Annotated in this window: 14 protein-coding genes; 9 read left to right on the forward strand and 5 right to left on the reverse strand. The window is 63.0% G+C overall.

The annotated features are described in order from the left end of the window. Positions 1 to 29 precede the first annotated feature (29 nt). A complete protein-coding gene (locus tag NKF25_RS04280; RefSeq protein ID WP_253225463.1) occupies positions 30 to 734 on the forward strand; it encodes an SDR family oxidoreductase in 705 nt (234 codons plus the stop codon). Beyond that, positions 731 to 1,846, forward strand: a complete 1,116-nt coding sequence (locus NKF25_RS04285) for an NAD(P)-dependent alcohol dehydrogenase (protein WP_253225464.1) — start codon at positions 731 to 733, stop codon at positions 1,844 to 1,846. Before NKF25_RS04280 ends, NKF25_RS04285 begins: the two co-directional genes overlap by 4 nt. A gap of 51 nt (positions 1,847 to 1,897) precedes the next feature. Here the strand turns inward: NKF25_RS04285 and NKF25_RS04290 are convergent, their stop codons facing one another. Then, positions 1,898 to 3,313 carry a hypothetical protein gene (locus tag NKF25_RS04290; RefSeq protein WP_253225465.1) on the reverse strand — a complete coding sequence of 472 codons (1,416 nt, stop codon included), beginning with the start codon at positions 3,311 to 3,313 and terminating at the stop codon, positions 1,898 to 1,900. A 174-nt stretch (positions 3,314 to 3,487) separates the two neighbouring features. On the opposite strand from NKF25_RS04290, the gene NKF25_RS04295 reads away from it, so the two are divergent. The 4 genes from NKF25_RS04295 (at position 3,488) to NKF25_RS04310 (ending at position 8,518) form a co-directional block, all read left to right on the forward strand. Next, positions 3,488 to 4,042, forward strand: coding sequence for an NUDIX hydrolase (locus NKF25_RS04295; protein WP_253225466.1), 555 nt, complete (start codon positions 3,488 to 3,490; stop codon positions 4,040 to 4,042). 239 nt (positions 4,043 to 4,281) lie between these two features. Further along, positions 4,282 to 5,709: a BGTF surface domain-containing protein gene (locus NKF25_RS04300; RefSeq protein WP_253225467.1), complete on the forward strand. Its 1,428-nt coding sequence runs from the start codon at positions 4,282 to 4,284 to the stop codon at positions 5,707 to 5,709. Positions 5,710 to 5,776: 67 nt separating this feature from the next. After that, complete coding sequence (locus tag NKF25_RS04305; RefSeq protein ID WP_253225468.1) at positions 5,777 to 6,781, forward strand: restriction endonuclease; 1,005 nt, start codon at positions 5,777 to 5,779, stop codon at positions 6,779 to 6,781. Between the two features lie 90 nt (positions 6,782 to 6,871). Continuing rightward, positions 6,872 to 8,518, forward strand: coding sequence for a GTP-binding protein (locus NKF25_RS04310; RefSeq protein WP_253225469.1), 1,647 nt, complete (start codon positions 6,872 to 6,874; stop codon positions 8,516 to 8,518). Between the two features lie 15 nt (positions 8,519 to 8,533). Here NKF25_RS04310 and NKF25_RS04315 read toward each other — a convergent pair whose 3' ends face one another. From NKF25_RS04315 to mch, 4 genes are all read right to left on the reverse strand, one after another. Next, entirely contained in the window at positions 8,534 to 9,211 is a 678-nt protein-coding gene (locus tag NKF25_RS04315) for an HAD-IA family hydrolase (RefSeq protein WP_253225470.1), read from the reverse strand. A gap of 70 nt (positions 9,212 to 9,281) precedes the next feature. Continuing rightward, the gene (locus tag NKF25_RS04320; protein WP_253225471.1) at positions 9,282 to 10,070 is read right to left on the reverse strand and encodes an NAD(P)-binding protein; all 789 of its coding nucleotides are present in this window, start codon (positions 10,068 to 10,070) and stop codon (positions 9,282 to 9,284) included. 161 nt (positions 10,071 to 10,231) lie between these two features. Continuing rightward, positions 10,232 to 10,717, reverse strand: a complete 486-nt coding sequence (locus tag NKF25_RS04325; protein WP_253225472.1) for a hypothetical protein — start codon at positions 10,715 to 10,717, stop codon at positions 10,232 to 10,234. After that, entirely contained in the window at positions 10,714 to 11,646 is a 933-nt protein-coding gene (gene mch, locus NKF25_RS04330) for a methenyltetrahydromethanopterin cyclohydrolase (RefSeq protein ID WP_253225473.1), read from the reverse strand. The genes NKF25_RS04325 and mch overlap by 4 nt, the downstream gene beginning before the upstream one ends. 128 nt (positions 11,647 to 11,774) lie before the next feature. On the opposite strand from mch, the gene NKF25_RS04335 reads away from it, so the two are divergent. From NKF25_RS04335 to NKF25_RS04345, 3 genes are all read left to right on the forward strand, one after another. Beyond that, positions 11,775 to 12,206 (forward strand): hypothetical protein, encoded by a 432-nt coding sequence (locus tag NKF25_RS04335; RefSeq protein ID WP_253225474.1) that lies wholly within the window; start codon positions 11,775 to 11,777, stop codon positions 12,204 to 12,206. An 83-nt stretch (positions 12,207 to 12,289) separates the two neighbouring features. Then, on the forward strand, positions 12,290 to 13,579 hold the full coding sequence (purD, locus tag NKF25_RS04340) for a phosphoribosylamine--glycine ligase (protein WP_253225475.1): 1,290 nt from the start codon (positions 12,290 to 12,292) through the stop codon (positions 13,577 to 13,579). A 69-nt stretch (positions 13,580 to 13,648) separates the two neighbouring features. Then, positions 13,649 to 13,948 carry an ArsR family transcriptional regulator gene (locus NKF25_RS04345; RefSeq protein ID WP_253225476.1) on the forward strand — a complete coding sequence of 100 codons (300 nt, stop codon included), beginning with the start codon at positions 13,649 to 13,651 and terminating at the stop codon, positions 13,946 to 13,948. Positions 13,949 to 13,965 lie beyond the last annotated feature (17 nt).

The following is a 13,965-nucleotide window of genomic DNA, read 5'->3' on the forward strand; positions in this document are numbered from 1 at the left end:
GACAAAGTCGTCCGCGACGACTCTCCGGCATGGATTCCGAAACCGTTGCGATCGTCACCGCCGCCGGGCGGGGTATCGGCGAAGCGTGCGCTCGAAGGCTCGCGGACGATGGCTACACGCCAGTCCTCCTCTCGAAATCCGGTGCGGCGGTCGATGTGGCCGAGGACCTCGGCGGCGTCGGATTCGAGGGCTCGGTGACCGATCCGGACGACCTCGATGCACTGGTAACGGCCGCAACGGAGCGCTACGGTCGTATCGACGCGCTCGTGAACAACACGGGCCATCCGGCGACCGGCGACCTCCTCGACATCTCGGACGAGGAGTGGCACGACGGGGTGGACCTCGTCCTCCTGAACGCGGTTCGAACCGCGCGGCTCGTCACGCCGGTCATGCGCGAGGAGGGCGGCGGTGCGATCGTGAACATCTCGACCTTTTCGGCGTTCGAACCGAGCACCGAGTTTCCGGTCTCCTCGGTGCTCCGCGCCGCGCTCGGGAGTTTCACGAAGCTCTACGCGGACCGCTTTGCCAGCGACGACATCCGCATGAACGCCGTGCTTCCGGGCTTCGTGGACAGCTACGAGGTTGACGACGAGACGCGAGCGAAAATTCCGATGGGACGACCCGCGAAGACCGAAGAGATCGCGGATACCGTCGCGTATCTGGTCTCTCCAGCGGCGAGCTACGTGACCGGGCAGAACGTCCGCGTCGATGGCGGACTGACGGGATCGGTATGAAGGAACGGCAGGTGAAAGCGGCCGTCGTGACGGAGCAATCCGACGGATTCCACATCGAGGAACTCTCCATCGACGAACCGAGAGCGGGCGAGGTACTGGTTCGAATCGTCGCGACCGGCGTCTGTCCTGCGGACATCGCCGTCCGCGACGGTGGGTTCGGAACGTCGATCCCAGCGGTTCCCGGGCACGAAGGCGCAGGGGTGGTCGAAGCAGTCGGTGACGACGTGACGAGCATCACGCCCGGCGATCACGTGGTGTTGAGCTACGATACCGACGGGACCTGTCGAAACTGTGCGGAAGGTAACCCGGCCTACTGTTCGGCGTTCGCCCGGTACAACTTCGATGGCGTTCGCGGCTCGGACGGGTCCTCCCCGCTCCGCCGGAATGGGGAAAACGTCGGGTTGTTCTTCGGCCAGTCCTCGTTCTCGACTCACTCGATCGCCAACGAGCGCCAGATCGTTCGGGTTCCGGACGACGTTCCGCTCGAACTGCTCGGTCCCCTCGGGTGCGGCATCCAGACCGGATGTGGCGCAGTGATGAACTCGCTCGACCCGAACGCGGGCACGTCGATCGCTATCTTCGGCGTCGGTGCTGTCGGCCTGAGCGCCGTGATGGGCGCGGTCGTGTCCGGTTGTACGACCGTCGTCGCCGTGGACTTGCTCGAAGAGCGACTCGAACTGGCCAACCGTCTCGGCGCGACCCACACTATCGACGCCGGGAGCACGGACGATCTCTCCGGAGAAATCCGATCGATCACCGACGGCGGCGTCGATAACACCTTGGACACGACCTCCGTTCCGTCGGTCGTTCGGGCCGCCGTGGACGCGACGCGCGTTCCGGGGACCTGTGGACTCCTCGGTGGCGCGCCGACCGAACCGGACCCGAACCTCGATATGGGTCGAATTTTGAGCGGTCGAGCGATTCGCGGCATCTCGCAGGGCGATTCGATTCCACAGGTATTCATCCCCCGACTCATCGATCTCTACCGCCAAGGTCGGTTTCCGCTCGACGAACTCGTGGAATTCTACGACTTCGAGGACGTCAACCGGGCAGCCGAGGATTTGGAGGCGGGGCGGACGATCAAACCAGTACTCCGAATCGGTGAGGTCTGATCGAGCGTTCGGGTCGTGACGAATCCCCGCGTGGAGTCCTTCCGCGACGACTCACTCGGTGTCGTTCCCGCCGCTCGTTCCGCCTCCGCTCGCCGTTCCGCTGCCACCTGCCGTTCCGCTGCCACCTGCCGTTCCGCTGCCACCTACCGTTCCGCCTCCGGTGTCCGGCGCGTCAGGCGAGTCGCTCGGCGTGCTCTCCGCCGGCGTACTCGACTCCCGTGACGTACTGGTCTCCCCGCCGGTCTCCCGCTGTCGGGTTGTCGTCGGGTTGGCAGTTTCCCGTCGTGTCGTCCCTCGTTTCGTTTGGGTCTTTGTTTCGGTCGTCGTCTCCGTTGTCGCCGTTTCCGTCTCGGTTGTCGTCGCCTCCTGCTTGAGCTTTCGATCACACGCCTTCGTATTCGGGTTTCGCTTCGAAATCGTCGCCTTCCCGTTCCCCGACTCGTAGGCGGTGATGTTCACGACGACGAATCCCGACTCGCCGACGTCACCGACGTTCGAACGGTCGATCCGCGTTCGACCGCTCACCGGTCCGATTTCGCTGTACGACGTGGCGATCCCCGACGAGTCGTACCACGAACTGTTGATGGTCACTCGCTCGAACTTCCCAGTCACCACCGCCTTCTCACAGCCGAGGAACTCGATACGTGCCGACTGCTTCCCCGACTTCTCGTTCGATTCCCGTTTACCCTTCCCACCCGATTCGTTGCCGGTCCGCGACCGGTGTCCCTTCGCCTTCCGACACCACGGCCCGGCGTACGGATTGTCCGCCGTGAACTTCGCGGGTTGCCCCGGGTACTCCAACTTTCGCGTGTCGAGGCTCACCGAGTCGATGGCGAACGGATACGGGTCGTGTGCCGCCGCCGGATGAAGGATGGTCGTTCCACTGATCGGCCCCGGAAACAACACGTTCGTCCCGAGACCCGTCTCGTCCCAGAAACTCGTGTTCATTTCGACGCCCCGGAAGGACCCTTTCACTCGCGCAGTGTTGCAGTCGAGAAACTCTATGGGCGTGTTCGCGGCGGGTGCATCGCCGAGTTCGTCCGGACGGACCCGACGACCGTTGAGATAGATTTTGACCTCGTTCTGCCGCTTGGCCGACAGCGAAACCCGAAATCGAGTGATTCGTCCGGTAAATCGATAGGCGTCCCCGCCTCCGGCTATCGCGCCGCTGGCGTGTTGCCCCCGGTTCGAAATACGGTCTTCCCCGTCGATGGTGACGAATCGGTCGGCGATGGGCGCGCCATCGCCGCTTCCACTCTTCCGGAGACGACCGCTCACCGAGAATTCGTATTCGATGACCGCTTTCGGACTTCCGCCGAAAATGACTAGGTGATTGATGGTATTCCCCCTCGTCGCATTCGTTCCCTCCGCTTTCGTCGGTCGCGTCGTATCGACCATTCCCGACACCCCGACCACACTGGCCGACGCTGCAAGTACCCCTCGTCGGCTGATCCGCTTCGTGTTCATGAATCCCGGATGGAATCCGACGCCATCACGAATAAAGCACGGTAACCGTTCTGTCGGTAGTTCGGCGGCAACGGTAGCCTACCGGCCCGACGGTCGACTGTCGAACGCTATCGTTCGCTTCGACGGCGTTCGGAAGACCGGTGTGTCTTTGTTCCCGCCCGAGACAGACTGCATATGGCATCCGACAAGGACCCGCTCGCGTGGGAGACGGTCGATTCAGACGTTGCCTACCACTGTCCGGGGTTCGACGTTCGAAACGAGAACGTCCGCCTGCCGGACGGCACCGAGACGGACTTCGATTACATCACGGAACCCGAAAGCGTGGTCGTCCTCCCGTTCACCGAGGACGGCGACGTGGTGATCATCGAGGAGTGGCGACAGGCCGTGTCGCGGGTCTCCCGCGGACTCCCAGTCGGCGGCGTCGAACCCGACGACGACGACCTTGCGGCCGCCGCCCGACGCGAACTGATCGAGGAAACCGGCTACGAAACCGACCGCGTCAGTCACCTCACGACCGTCGAACCCGCAAACGGCTACGCCGACAGCGTCCACCACTACTTCGTCGCCTACGACTGCACCCCGACCGGCGAACAGGACCTCGACCACAACGAGAGTATTCGGTCCGCCACGACGACCATGGACGAACTGCGGGAGGAAATCGCGGAGGACGGCGTGTACGACGGGCGGACCGTACTCGGCGTGCTCTACTACGACAGTTTCAGCGAGTAGACGCGTTTACGACTGAACGACTGGTCTACGTAGCGCTCGACTCCCCGAACACTACGAATTGCTGACGGTTCCTGATTATCACGCGCGGTACTGACGGACGAATTTATTACGGATGATTCATAACACATCTCGTACTAAACAATGACGACACTATCTCCACCGGCCATCAGGTCCCAAATGTGCCGGGATCTTGTGTTTCGACACAAGTTCACAAAATCATGCGGAGGGTTTGTCACTTGATGGCGACTCGAAGCGCCGCGTCACTGGTGGTCGTCGCCGTCCTCCTCTGTACGCTCGCCGTTGGACCGTTTTCGTCGGGTATCGCGGACGGACAGAGCGCCACTTTCGTCAACAACTCACCCACTAACGACCGTGGTGACGTGATTCCGATCACCGTCCACACGGATCACGGAGGAACCGTGAACATCGGATCAACGGCTAACGGCTTCTGGGTGCAGGTGAACGTCACGAGCGGGACGACGACGCTCGACCTCAACACGTACCGAGCGGCCGACCCGAACCGCACCGTGACGGTCGGTAAGGGGGGAATCAAGGGAACGCCGAACGTGCGGATTCCATCGGAAAAGGGACCGCTGCAATCCGGCGTGTACGACATGAACGTCACGGTCGATGGCGTCACGCAGGACATGGGTTCGTTCACGGTGAAAAAGCACACGTTGGGGGCGGCACGCACTGGGGTCCTTCCCGAAAAGACGGACGTGTCGGAGTTCGAAACGGCGGACGACCTGCGCGCGTCGGTCTCCCGGACCGAGAACGGGACGGTTGCGAAGGACGATCAACTCGTCCTCGCCGTCAACGTCTCCGGCATGTCCGGGTTCCTCGACAAGTCCATGCTCGACGGGAGCGGCGAGGACGTTCGGGTTCACTTCCGTGAGACGAACGCGAAGCGAAACACCGTCGCGAACGAGTTCGACGGTGACGAGGCGAAACGGCTGTTGATAGACGACGAAAACGACGTTCTGTATCTGATGCTCGGCACCGACGCACACGGAATCGAGGCCGGTGACAGCTACGAGGCCACGTTCGAGATCGGGGAAGACAACCCCTTGGTCGCCCACACGGAGACGGCGAGCACGAACTTCACCGTCGAAAAACGCCGCGTCTCGCTCGACCACTCGGGCGACGTGTTGGTGGTGGACGGCAAGACGAAAGTCGGCGGGACGACGAATCTCGCGCCGGGAACGACGATAAACATCTCCGCCCACGACAAGGGTTCCGGGGCGTTCTTCTGGCCGAAGACGGCGACGGTCACGGAAGACCGAACGTTCGGAGCGACGTTCGATTTCAGCGGGTTGGAATCGGGACGGACGTTCACGGTCGAACTCCGCGATCAGGAACAAACCCTCCCGGGTGTCGTCGCGTCCAGTTCGGAGAAGTCGACCACGACGACTACGACTACGACGACCGCCACCGCCACGACCATCACGACCACTACCAGCACGACGACGACCACGATTACCACGACGAATACATCCACGGCTACGACGACTACGACGACCACGGAAACCGTCCCACCGGTTACGACCCAGCAGTCAATCACTGCCCAGTCGGTGTCGAAGGACGGTCTGCCGGGATTCGGAATCCCGGTTGCGCTCGTGGCACTCGCGGCGGCGGCCGTTCTCGTCGTTCGCCGGGCACAGGGGTGAATATGTACGATAGTTTTTATACTATGATTGACCATATCAGCACAAACCAGGTGTCCCTCCCCAGACCATGATACGACAGATACCACAGTCCGCGTTTCCCGATTTCGTCGCGACTCTCTGGCGGAAACAGGGGTGGACGACGACGGTGAAAGAGAAGTCCGAAAAGACGTTCGTCGCCCTCCAGCGGGAGGGCGCGGAAGGACTCATCTGGGCCACGCCGCGAACGGGGGACGGCGTCAGCGGGCAGGAACTCCAGCAGTTCGTCAAGATCTGCCAGCAGTACGGCGTCAACGAGGGTGCCGTCGTCACTCCGGGAACGTTCACCGAGGACGCGGAGAAAATCGGCTCGCAGGCGGGCATCCAGTTGGTCGATGGCGAGAAACTACGGACCATCGTCGAAGCGCGCGAACTCCACGACCTCGTCGAGCAGTTCGCCGACGGCGACGCGACTGGGGCGGACGAATCGGGTGACACGGATGGAATCGGCCCACTCCCGATTTCGCTTCCCGACTCCCTCCCGATTCCGGACGCGTTTTCTCGAAAGATGGTCGCTGGCGTCGTCGTCGCGGTCCTCGCTATCGCGCTCGCCGCCGTCGTCGCCCCGACGATTCTCGGTACTGGCGGTCACGTCGCGACCGACGACGGGTGGAACGTCTCCGCGGACTCGACGGCGACCCCGAACGCGGCGAACCCGCTCGAAGTCCGCTGGAACGCGAAACGCGTCCCGAAGGTGAACCCGAAGACAGGGGACGACGGCGTGTACAAAGCGAGGGACGGGAAACGGTTCCTTCTCGTTTCGATGAACGTCACGAACGACGGCGACGATACCGTCGGCCTGCAATCGCAGAATTTCGCCGTTCGCTCGAACGGGTCGCTGCTGGGCGCACAGACGCTCACGAACACGACCGGCCACTCCGGCGTACTCGAATCGGGTGACTCCACGACCGTGTGGTACGTCTTTTCCATCGACGAGGACGTGCCAAGCGCGACGATCGTCACGAGCGGTCGGATGCGTCGCAGTAACGTCCCCGTCCGGTTCGTGCGCGACAAATCCGTCGAAGCGAACGTCTAAATACAACTCCCGAGCCGTCCGTACCGATTCGGTGTAAACCGACCCCTAACGCGGGCAACCCTTTTGACCTATCATCCCTAATTCGCCTCCATGAGCGCCGACCGCGCCGCCTTACAGCGCGCTCTCGACCGGGGAGAGCAGGAAGGTGGCAGCGTGGAGTTCAAGGAACGACTCACGAGGGAGATCCACCTCGCCCACGGGCGAATGGAAAGTCTCGCTGCACAACTACGCCACCGTGTCCTCTCCGGGGACGGCGAAGCGACGTACGTCGTCGGCGTCACCGACGACGGCGGGCTAGCGGGCATCAAACCGGACGTGTTCTCCGAAACGATGGACGTGCTCTCCTTGCTCGCCGAGGAAGCGGGGGCACACATCGAGGACGTCCAGACGTGGGGTATCGACGCCGACGAGACCAGCATCCGCGCTTCGACGCGAAACGGGAGCGGCGGACTGGTCGGCGTCGCCACCATCCGCGAAGGTGCCGTCCTCGACATCGACAGCGAACACATCGTCGTTGGCACGGCGGGCCACGTGGACCACGGGAAGAGCACGCTCGTCGGGAGTCTCGTCACCGGTCAAGCCGACGACGGCGAGGGCGAGACGCGCGGTTACCTCGACGTCCAACCGCACGAGGTACAGCGCGGCCTCAGTGCGGACCTCTCCTATGCAGTGTACGGCTTCGACGATGACGACGGGCCGGTTCGCATGGACAATCCGCATCGGAAAACCGACCGCGCTCGCGTGGTCGAGGAGAGCGACCGTCTCGTCTCCTTCGTGGACACCGTCGGCCACGAACCGTGGCTTCGGACCACGATTCGCGGCCTCGTCGGCCAGAAACTCGACTACGGCCTGTTGACCGTCGCGGCCGACGACGGCCCGACGAAGACGACACGCGAGCACCTCGGTATCCTGCTGGCGACCGAACTTCCGACCATCGTCGCCATCACGAAGATCGACGCCGTGAGCGAGGAGCGAGCGACGGAGGTCGAGGCCGAAGTCGAACAACTCCTCCGCGAAGTGGGGAAGGTACCGCTCCGCGTCGAACGCCACGGCATCGACGTCGCCATCGAGGAGGTAAACGAGAACGTCGTCCCGATCCTGATGACCAGCGCGGTCACGATGGAAGGACTCGACGCGCTCGATACGATGTTCGAGCGACTGCCGAAGACGACGGCCGACAGCGGCGAGTTCAAGATGTACATCGACCGCAGTTACAGCGTGACCGGCGTCGGTGCGGTCGCCAGCGGTACCATCAACTCCGGATCGGTCGAGGCGGGTGACGAACTCCTCCTCGGTCCCATGGCCGACGGGAACTTCCGAACCGTCGAAGTCCGCTCCATCGAGATGCACTATCACCGCGTGGACGAGGCCAAGGCGGGCCGGATCGTCGGTATCGCACTGAAAGGGGTCAGAGAGCCCGAAATCGAACGCGGAATGGTGTTGCTCCCGGCGAACGCCGACCTGAAACCCGTCCGGGAGTTCGAGGCCGAGGTGATGGTGCTCAACCACCCCACCCGCATCGGCACCGGATACGAACCCGTCGTCCATCTCGAAACCATCAGCGAAACCGCCGTCTTCGAACCTGAGGGTGGCCATCTCCTCCCGGGCGATAAAGGGATAACGACGGTTCGATTCAAGTTCCGTCCGTACCTCGTGGAGGAAGGCCAGCGCTTCGTCTTCCGCGAGGGGCAGAGCAAGGGCGTCGGGACCGTGACCGACGTGCATCCGGTCGAATAGCGGTACTTCGTTTTGCTACGGTTCCAGCCACGGTCGTTCTTTGAGCGGATGCAGCGTCTCGAACGCGAAGTCCGGGGTCGGGTCGGGCGTCTCGTCCGGGTCGGCCGGAACCCACACCGCGCCGAGTCCCGCGGCTTTCGCGCCGGGAACGTCGGTGTCGAGCGAGTTACCGACGTGCAGGGCGCGTTCGGGCGTGGCATCGAGTTCGGAGAGCGCACGTTCGAACGGTTCGGGGTTCGGTTTCGCCGGTGCGTCGTGGCCCGCGAACACGACGGTGTCCACGTACCGTTCGACGCCGAGCGCGGCCATCTTCGCCCGTTGCATCTCCGGCGCGCCGTTCGTGACGATTCCCAGCGCGTGCTCTCCTGAAAGCGCTTCGAGCGTTTCGGACGCGCCGGGGAGAAATCGGACTCGGGAGTGGTCTCGAATCTCGGCGAACGCGGCCGCAACCGCACGTCCGGTATCCTCGTCGTAGCCGTTCTCCCGTGCAATCGCCGCGAAGCAGTTCTCTCGTTGGTCGTCCACGCTTACCCCCGATTCGAGGAACTCGTCGTAACGGGCGTGATACGCCGGAATGTCGAAAAACGAATCGACACCGACGCGGTCGAACGACGCCGCGAGGACGTCCCACGAGCGCTGTTCGTACTCCAGCAGGGTGTCGTCCAAGTCGAAGAGGAGGGTATCGATCGTCATTCCCGATACGTACGCGACGAGTGAATAAAAGCGACCATGTCGGGCCGCTCGTGAATCCGCGTGAACGGGGCTACGAAACCCGTCTTTCCGCTCGTTGTGGGTGTGAGAGGGCCATCGACACCTGCTCGCCGCTCACCACTTCGGGGATGATGACCTCGTCCGCTCCGGCCTGCCGGGCGAGCGATTCGTACGTCGCATCACCCGCGCGGACGATGAGTTTCGCTCCCGGTGCGAGTTGGGTGGTGGCGATGATGATCTGGATGTTGACGTTCGAGTCGTCTATCGCGCCGATGACCGTCTCCGCCCGCGACACACCGGCGTCGGCCAGAACCTGCTCGTGCCGTGCATCGCCTTCGACGGCGAGAAAGCCGTCGTCTATCGCTTTCCGATGCCCCGTCTCCTTCGTCTCGATGACGACCACATCGCGTCCCGACTCGTCGAGTTGGGCCGCGATGGTCTTTCCGAACGTTCCGTAGCCACAGATGACGACGTGGTTTTCGAGGTTTTCGATTTCGTGCTGAATTTGCATGTGTCGTAGTTCTTCGTGTATTTGTCCGCCGAACGCCGCCGAAACGAACGTTTCACCGATCCAGAGTCCGACGACGACCAGACCGGTGAATATCACGATGGCGTACGCCTTGACCAGCGTCGCGGGGCCCTCGTGCGTTTGGAAGTGGAGTTCGATGCTCGTCGGGTCGATGAGCCAGAACAACGCGTCCACGACCCCGACGCCGTGAACCGTGCTGAACCCGACGACCCCCGCCACGACGAGGAACACGAACGCCGCGACCGGCCGTAACAGTCGGCGGACGAGGGTCCTCCGAATGAACGCACCGAGGGGGAGGGGGACTGAAGTCATCGGACTCGTCGGTTGTGAATTTCCTCATGGTCGAGTTCTCCTCGCAATTTGTGCTTGATTGATTCATTAGTCACAGATTGTTTGGCCACTTGGAAACCTATAACGCTGTTTATACCCGGAATTGTATTTTATAACGGCAATTAAACTGTATAATGACGCGACTACGCTCGAACGTAGCCGCCGTTCGTTCGCTCCGCGAGTCCCAACAGCACCGCCCAATCGAGCACGTTGCCGACGCGCTCTCGCGCCACCGCTTCGACTCTCGAATCCCCATCCCGTCCCCGCGATGGAACCGTCTCGCTGAACGCCTCGAAAACGGCGTCCGCTTCGAGCGGATCTTCGTCGAACAGGATACCCAGCACGGTCGAAGCGCCGTAGACGCGGGCTTGGAACGATTCGGCCAGTTCGTTCCGTTCCGGTTCGCGGCGACGACGAACGAACGTCCCATCTTCGGTCTCCTCGGCCAGTTCCAGCGCCCGCAGGAACGTGAGCCACGTTCCTGCGGCGTCCCGGTTTTCGACCCCTACCCGTCGCATCACTCGCGCACAGCAGTCGTCCGTCACGTCGGGCACCAGCGGGAGGGCACGCTGGACGTCCCGAACGAAGTCGAGGTTCTCGGGCGCTTCGGGGACGGGCTTGAACTTCACAGGTCGAAGCTACGTTTCAGGAGGTCCTCGTTCGTCTCCCCGAGGACGTGCGTCGGCCCGTCCACGACGTTCACCGTCACCTGCGACGGGGCGAAGACGCTCTCCGGAATCTCCTCGAAGTCCCAGTCGGCGTCATCGAAGAACGTCTCGAACGGCGTGCCGTACTCGTCGCTCGCGGTCGACGGCAGTTCGTCGAACCGGTCGAACTCCTCCTCCACGGTGAGGTGGACTTTCCCGCCGTAGGCCAGCGCGTCGTTCGTGCGCCCGATGGCCGTCGCCTCGTCGTGGCTGATCGGCGCAACCGGGGCGGAGCCCATCGCGGAGCGAATCGCAAGCGGATCGTAGCCGAGTTCCGTCAGGCGGAAGACGGCGAGTTCGGCGGCCCGCGACGCCACCGAGACGCTTCCAACCATGCTCCCGGTTGCGAACGTCGGGAGGTAGACGGAGTTGGCGTCCACCTCGGCGAGGTCGGCGACGTGTTCCGCGACTTCCTCGGTCGGCGGCGTGTCGGATTCGACGGCGAGGACGGCGAAGTCGAACGCGTCCGTGTAGCCGACGCGGCGGTACTCGTCCTCCTCCGCGACCAGCGCGCGTGCGGGGCCGCTCCCGAGTCCTTCGAACCCGTCCACGGCGAGTTCCCACCCGGCCTTCTGCGAGCAGAGTAGGGCGATTGCGGGATGGTCCGTCGAGAGTTCGACGGTTGGTATCGGCACGCCCGCCACGTCGCCCATCCGGCTCTGTATCGTCGCCAATCCGGCCGTCTGGAGTTCGGCGAGCAGAAGCCCGGCCTCCATTCCACCGGCGGTTTCGACCCCGAAATCGAGCACGGTGGCCTCGTTGTCCAGTTCGTACGCGGCGACGTTCAACTCGTCCGCGAAGTCGATGGCCTCGTCCACGAGTTCGAGCGCCATCCGATTGAGACTCTCCATACCTCCGGGTTGGTGGTCATCCGGTAAACAATTCCGGATTCGGACGTTGCGGAGACGTGTTGGCATGATGAGTTCGACCGTTCGACCATTCCAACGACTCATGCGTGTCGCTAGCGTACATCACTCACATGTCCGAAACAGGCATCGACGAGACGTTCGCGGAGGAGATCGCAGTGACCTGTCGGACGGGGATCGGGGACACGCTGCGGAGCGTGATCCACTTCACGCCGAGCTCGTCCGAACTGCTGTATCTTCGGAGCGACCTGTACGGCGGGGACCGTGAGATGGCCATGGAACGTACATCCGTTTTGGTGGCGAACGAACGGCTTGGATTCAGCACACACGAGACGTACCAGCGGCTCGAAGAGGAGGGATCCGCACCGGATATCGGCGAGTACGAGCTAACGATCCGCGCGTTCTCGGACGGATTCGTCAGTCGCGTCATCGTGGGCGACCACGGCATCCTGCTGACGAGCGACAACCTCCCAATTGCGGATTTCGAGGACGTGGCGGTGTCGCTCCGCACGGAACTGACTGAGCGCGTCGAGGAGAGTGATTGAAACGGCTGAAATGACCACAAATTTGCATACTTCCGTGGTTGCCAACGGCAACCTTTACACCGCTGTGCCCACATCGTGGCGGTATGAGTGACACCGTACTGCTGGTGGGTGGTGGCGGCCGAGAACACGCGATCGCCCGATCGCTGGCCGAGAGCGACGCAAGCCTCTACGCCTGTGCAGGCAACCGGAATCCGGGAATCGCCCGGTTGGCCGACGGTTTCGAGACGCTGGACACGACGAACACGACGGCTGTCGTCTCCTACGCGGAGGAAGTCGACGCGACGCTCGCCGTGGTCGGACCCGAGGGACCGCTGGCCGCAGGGGTTTCGGACGCGCTGGACGACGCCGGAATCTACGCCTTCGGTCCGCACGCCGACGAGGCACGAATCGAGACGGACAAGGCGTTCCAGCGGCGGTTCATGGAGGAGCGCGATATTCCGGGCTGTCCGGACTTCGAGACCTTCGACGACATGGAGGCGGCCTGCGAGTTCATCGACGAGTACGACGGCGACCTCGCGGTGAAACCCGCCGGACTGACGGGCGGCAAGGGTGTGAAAGTCATCGGCGACCAAGTGACCGAGGAGGAAGCGAAGGAGTATCTGCGGGACAGCGACTACGAGCGCGTGGTGCTCGAAGAGCGACTCGTCGGCGAGGAGTTCACGGTGCAGGCGCTCGTGGCGAACGGCCAACTGCGCGTGACGCCCGCGATTCAGGACCACAAGCGCGCCTACGAGGGTGACGAAGGGCCGAACACGGGCGGCATGGGCAGTTACAGCGATGCCGGTCTCGAACTCCCGTTCATGTCCGAGGAGGACTACCACGAGGCCGTCGACGTGCTGAAGGAAACCGTCGCGGCCTTGGACGACTACCGCGGCGTGCTCTACGGTCAGTTCATGCTCACTGCCGACGGCGTGAAGGTCATCGAGTTCAACGCCCGGTTCGGCGACCCCGAGGCGATGAACACCCTGCCCGTCCTCGCGACGGACTTCCTCGACGTGCTCGTCGCCGCACGCGACGACGAGGATCTGCCCACACTCACCTTCGAGTCGAAGGCGACCGTCTGCAAGTATGCGGTTCCTGACGGCTATCCGACCGACCCTGAAGCCGGTGCGAAAGTCAAGATCAGCGAGGAGAACGCGGGCGACGCCATCCTCTTCTACGCCAGCGTGGACGAACGCGACGACGGGATTTACACCACGACGTCCCGCTCGTTCGCCGTCGTCGGTCTCGGAGAGTCCATCGAAGAAGCCGAGGAAATCGCCGAGGAGGCGCTTTCCGTCGCTGGCGAAGAGGGTCTCCACATGCGACACGACATCGGGACGGCCGACCTCGTCCAGCGCCGGATCGACCACGTACAGGAACTCCGTAACTGAACGGTACGCACCGGCTACCGGTTCGTCAGTCGGCCTATAATCAAGTCCGTTCATCCTGATGAAAACGGTATGGAACGGCAACTCACGTGTGACGAGATCTTTGATGTCCTCGGAAATAGCCAGCGCCGACACGTCCTCTCCGCGCTGTTGGAGTACGACGAGGCGACGACCGTCTCGGAACTCGCAGAGATGGCGGGGTCGGAAAACGGCGGCAATCCCGAACGGATCGAAATCGGCTTGGTCCACTCCCATCTCCCGCGTCTCGAAGGGATGGGTATCGTGGAGTACAACCCCGAAACCGGCATGGTCGAACCGACCACCGCCGTCACCGACCTCGAACCGTTTTTCGAACTGGTCGAGAGTTGGTAGCGCGCGAAACGAGAGAC

Origin of the sequence: Haladaptatus sp. AB643, assembly GCF_024136975.1 — an archaeon.
Lineage (GTDB): Archaea > Halobacteriota > Halobacteria > Halobacteriales > Haladaptataceae > Haladaptatus.